Origin of the sequence: Streptomyces sp. UNOC14_S4 (assembly GCF_020740835.1) — a bacterium.
Taxonomy (GTDB): domain Bacteria; phylum Actinomycetota; class Actinomycetes; order Streptomycetales; family Streptomycetaceae; genus Streptomyces.
This window is the reverse complement of record NZ_JAINFC010000609.1, coordinates 1-4,067: the sequence shown is the minus strand read 5'-3', so window position 1 is coordinate 4,067 and position 4,067 is coordinate 1. Positions and strand designations below refer to the sequence as shown.

Here is a 4,067-nt window from a genome sequence, read left to right as displayed (position 1 = left end):
CTGATGATCACGAGCAATGCGCATGGGGCGGAGGCGCGGTTGCGGAGTTATGGCTTGATCGCTGACGCGTTCGGCTTGCCGCGGGGGTAGTTTTCCGGGGGGCGCCTATTGGGGGTGCCTCTTGAGCCCGGTGTGCGGCTGCGGGTCGCTGCGCGGCGCCTATCGGGGTGCCTCTTGCGCTGCGAGTGCGGCTGCGGTCCGGTGGGCCGGTGCGCCCACCGGGGTGCCTCTTGCGCTCGGCGCGCGGTCGCCGGTCGTGTTCGGCTGGTCGCGCAGTTCCCCGCGCCCCTGACGGGTCGCCCCGGGGCGGAGCCCCTACGCCGGGTGGCCCATCGGGGTCTTCAGGAGCGCCGAGATGGAATCCGGCGCGACCGGGCGGGAGTAGAACCAGCCCTGGCCCGTGTCGCAGCCGATTCTTCCCAGGCGTTCCGCCTGCTCCGCGCTCTCCACGCACTCCGCCGTCACCTTGATCCCCAGCCGGTGGGCGAGCTGGACCAGTGCCTCCACGATCGTCTCGTCCGCCGGGTTGGGCGGCTCCTCCGCGCGGAAGCCGTGCACGAAGGAGCCGTCGAGCTTGAGCGTGGAGACCGGGAGTCTGCTGAGGTAGGCGAGGTTGGAGTAGCCGGTGCCGAAGTCGTCGATGGCGATGGCCACGCCCATGTCGCTGAGCTGCCGCAGCTGCTGCAGGGGCCGGCCCGCCGAGCCCATCACCGCGGACTCCGTGAGTTCGAGCTGGAGCAGCTGCGGCGGCAGCCCCGTCTCGGTGAGGATGGCCGCGACGTCCGCCACCAGGTCGGAGTCCCATACCTGACGCACCGCCACATTGACGCTGACGACGAGCGGTTCGCGCGGGTGGTCGAGCTGCCACCGCCGCGCCTGGCGGCAGGCCGTGGCCAGCACCCAGCGTCCGAGCGGCACGATGGCCCCCGTCTCCTCCGCGAGGCCGATGAACCGATTCGGCGCCAGCATGCCGAACTGCGGGTGCCGCCAGCGCACCAGGGCCTCCACGCCCCGTACGACGCCGTCGCCCAGGCCCACCAACGGCTGGTACTGGAGCACGAACTCGTCCCGCTCGACCGCGGGGCGCAGGGTGCTGGAGAGGGCCTGGCGGGTCATGCGGTGGGCGTTTCGCTCGGGGTCGAAGAGGGTCCAGCGGGCCTTGCCGTCCGCCTTCGCCCAGTAGAGCGTGGTGTCCGCGGCCTGCATCAGCTCGGTCGCGTGCGTCCCGGCGGCGAGGCGCTCGACGACGCCGATGCTCGCCGACACCGCGAGCCGCTGCCCGGCCACCTCGAACGGCCGCTGGAGCTCCGCCTGTACGGCCGCGGCGAGCGCGACGAGCTGCTCGGTGCCCGCGGACTCCTCCACCAGCAGCGCGAACTCGTCGCCGCCGAGCCGGGCCACCAGGTGGCCGCCGGGCGCCGCGCACTCCGACAGCCGCTTGGCCACCGCGCCCAGCAGCCGGTCGCCCGCGCGGTGCCCGAGGGTGTCGTTGATGGCCTTGAAGCCGTCGAGGTCGAGGTAGCACAGCCCGATCCGGCCGCGCCCGCCGCTCGCGCCCGCCGCGGCCGCGAGCGCCGCGGTCAGTCGCTCGAAGAACAGACTCCGGTTGGGCAGATGGGTGACAGGGTCGTGCATTCTCAAATGGCGCAGCCGGGCCCGCAGATCGCGCCGGTCGCTGATGTCCGCCACCGACAGCAGGGCGTCGCAGCTGTCCGGCAGCAGGGTGACGACGACCTCGGCCCACACGTCCTGTCCGCCGCGCCGCGCCAGTCTGCGGGTGCAGTGCAGCCGCTCCCGGTGCCCCAGCAGCACCTCGCGATAGGCGCTCCAGACGCGCGGATCCTCCCGCAGGCCGGTGAAGTCGGCGGCCGGGGCGTCGGTGAGCCGGGCCGGATCGATGCCCAGCAGCTTGCCCAGGGCGTGGTTGGCGGTACGGACCAGGCCGTCGCGGCCCACCACGGCCATGGCGAGCTGCGCGGCATGGAAGGCGGCACGAAAATCGCTGGATTCGTTACGTTGCGTGACGGCTGTAGGGGTTGAACCGGGCGCGCCGCCCTGGCCGTCGAGGGTTCCGCTCACCGCTCGCTCCCGCATGGCATTCGTTCCGCACTGGCTTCGTATGGGTCTCTTGGATCTCGTACGTGTGTCCGAGCAGAGGGTGGGAGGCCGTCTGTCCGGGGGAATCCGTGCTGGAAATGTGGCGATCATAGAGCTCACACGAGGACCGTTCCAGCGGCCCGGCCCCCGCTGCCCGAGACGCCTTCTCCGGTTTGTCTATTTCTGCACGACCGTGCGCGCTCCTGGCTGAGCTGATTGTGCTGCACCGTCTCGATTGACCGTCAGTGACTGAGTGTGATGTACCCAGAAGTCGGCCAAGTCACTCGACTGGGGTAAGGAAAACGGGCATATCACCACAAACCCCATGAGGGTGGATGTGGTGTCCCGAATCCGTCCCGGGAGGTCGACGTGGTGCGTCCGCAGACACCCATGGGGGTGGCCCGCCCGCGGCGGCCGCGGCGCGTCGGGGCGGTCCTCACCTCCCTCTGCGCGATCGCGACCACCGTGGTGGCGGGACCGGCGCACGCGGTGGGGCCCGGCGGCCCGTGCGCGCTCCCGCGCAGCCAGGCGCACCACTCGGAAGGGCTCGACACCTGGAACCCGGCCTACCCCCGGCCGGTCGGCCGCCTCGACGCCGTGATGATCTTCCTGTCCTTCCCGGACTCCCGCCCCGAGGTCACCCCCGAACGGCTCGCCGCGGACCACTTCCCCGCCACCAGCCGCTTCTTCGAACGCGCCTCCTACGGCCGGTTCGAGCTCCGCGCCCACCCGATGAACCGCTGGCTGCGCATGCCCCGCTCCGCCACCGCCTACCGCATACAGCGCGACTGGGACGGCGACAGGCGCTCCGAATACCTGCGCGACGCCATCGCCGCCGCCGAGGGGAACGTCGACTTCAGCCGCTACGACCTCGTCTACTTCGTCGCCGACCCCGACGCCCCCGGCGTCGACTCGGACGCCACCAAGGTCGTCAACCTCGACCGTCCGGTGCAGATCGACGGCGCCACGCTGCGCCGCGTCGTCACCGTCTTCGAACATCATCCGCCGGACCGCAATGTCCTCGCCCACGAGACCGGGCACGTCCTGGACCTGCCCGACCTCTACCACCGGCCCACCGAGGGCAAGGGCGACTGGGACACCCACGTCGGCGACTGGGACCTCATGGGCAGCCAGTTCGGGCTGGCCTCGGACCCCTTCGGCTGGCACAAGTGGAAGCTGGGCTGGCTCACCTCGCGGCAGGTCGCCTGCGTCCGCGGCCGCGGCAGCAGCCTGCACACCCTCCAGCCGCTGGAGGCCCCGATGCTGCCGGGCGGCGACAGCCGTACCCGGATGGTCGTCGTCCGTACGGGCCCCACGAGCGCCATCGCCGTCGAGGCCCGCTCCGCCGCCGGGAACGACGCCGCGACCTGCGCGGAGGGCGTACTGGTCTACCGGGTGCGCAGCGATCTGGCGTCCGGCAACGGCCCCATCCAGGTGCTGGACGGCCATCCGGGCCGCCAGGGCTGCTGGGGTGAGTCCGTCTACCCGGCGCTCGCGGACGCCCCGCTCGGCGTGGGGGAGTCCCTCCGCTCGGAGGTGGACGGTGTACGGGTGACGGTACGCGGCCGGACGGCGGCCGGCTCCTGGACGATCGGCGTGACCCGGGAGTGATCCGGGAGTAGTCCAGGGTGACCCGGAACACGAAAAAGACCCCCATCCGAAGATGGAGGCCTTTTTCTGTCTGTGCGCCGCCAGGGACTCGAACCCCGGACCCGCTGATTAAGAGTCAGCTGCTCTAACCAACTGAGCTAGCGGCGCCTGCTGACGTGGAAGACTCTAGCATCCGGATCCGGTGGAACAAAAATCCATATGTTTCAGCGGGCGGAAACCGTGGAAGGACCGGCCGCGGTGGACTCCCGGGCGACCCGTACACACGCCCACAGCAGCACCTCGGCGTCCGGCAGCCAGGGGTGACGGACCTCGGGGGCGACCAGCCAGCGGGAGGCCGGGGGAGTGGGCTCGTCCTCGGC

General features: G+C 71.4%; 2 protein-coding genes and 1 tRNA gene. 1 reads left to right on the top strand and 2 read right to left on the bottom strand.

The window, feature by feature from the left end:
• Nucleotides 1–315: 315 nt before the first annotated feature.
• Nucleotides 316–2,094 (bottom strand): bifunctional diguanylate cyclase/phosphodiesterase, encoded by a 1,779-nt coding sequence (locus tag K6I34_RS33000; RefSeq protein ID WP_229331719.1) that lies wholly within the window; start codon nucleotides 2,092–2,094, stop codon nucleotides 316–318.
• A 393-nt stretch (nucleotides 2,095–2,487) separates the two neighbouring features.
• On the opposite strand from K6I34_RS33000, the gene K6I34_RS32995 reads away from it, so the two are divergent.
• Nucleotides 2,488–3,708 carry a M6 family metalloprotease domain-containing protein gene (locus K6I34_RS32995; RefSeq protein WP_229331720.1) on the top strand — a complete coding sequence of 407 codons (1,221 nt, stop codon included), beginning with the start codon at nucleotides 2,488–2,490 and terminating at the stop codon, nucleotides 3,706–3,708.
• A gap of 73 nt (nucleotides 3,709–3,781) precedes the next feature.
• Here K6I34_RS32995 and K6I34_RS32990 read toward each other — a convergent pair.
• Nucleotides 3,782–3,855: transfer RNA gene (locus tag K6I34_RS32990), tRNA-Lys, on the bottom strand.
• Between the last annotated feature and the right edge of the window lie 212 nt (nucleotides 3,856–4,067).

Bases quoted from the DNA above. Each gene is read 5' to 3' on its own strand.
- K6I34_RS33000 (WP_229331719.1), bottom strand. From the start codon at position 2,094: ATGCGGGAGCGAGCGGTGAGCGGAACCCTCGACGGCCAGGGCGGCGCG.
- K6I34_RS32995 (WP_229331720.1), top strand. From the start codon at position 2,488: ATGGGGGTGGCCCGCCCGCGGCGGCCGCGGCGCGTCGGGGCGGTCCTC.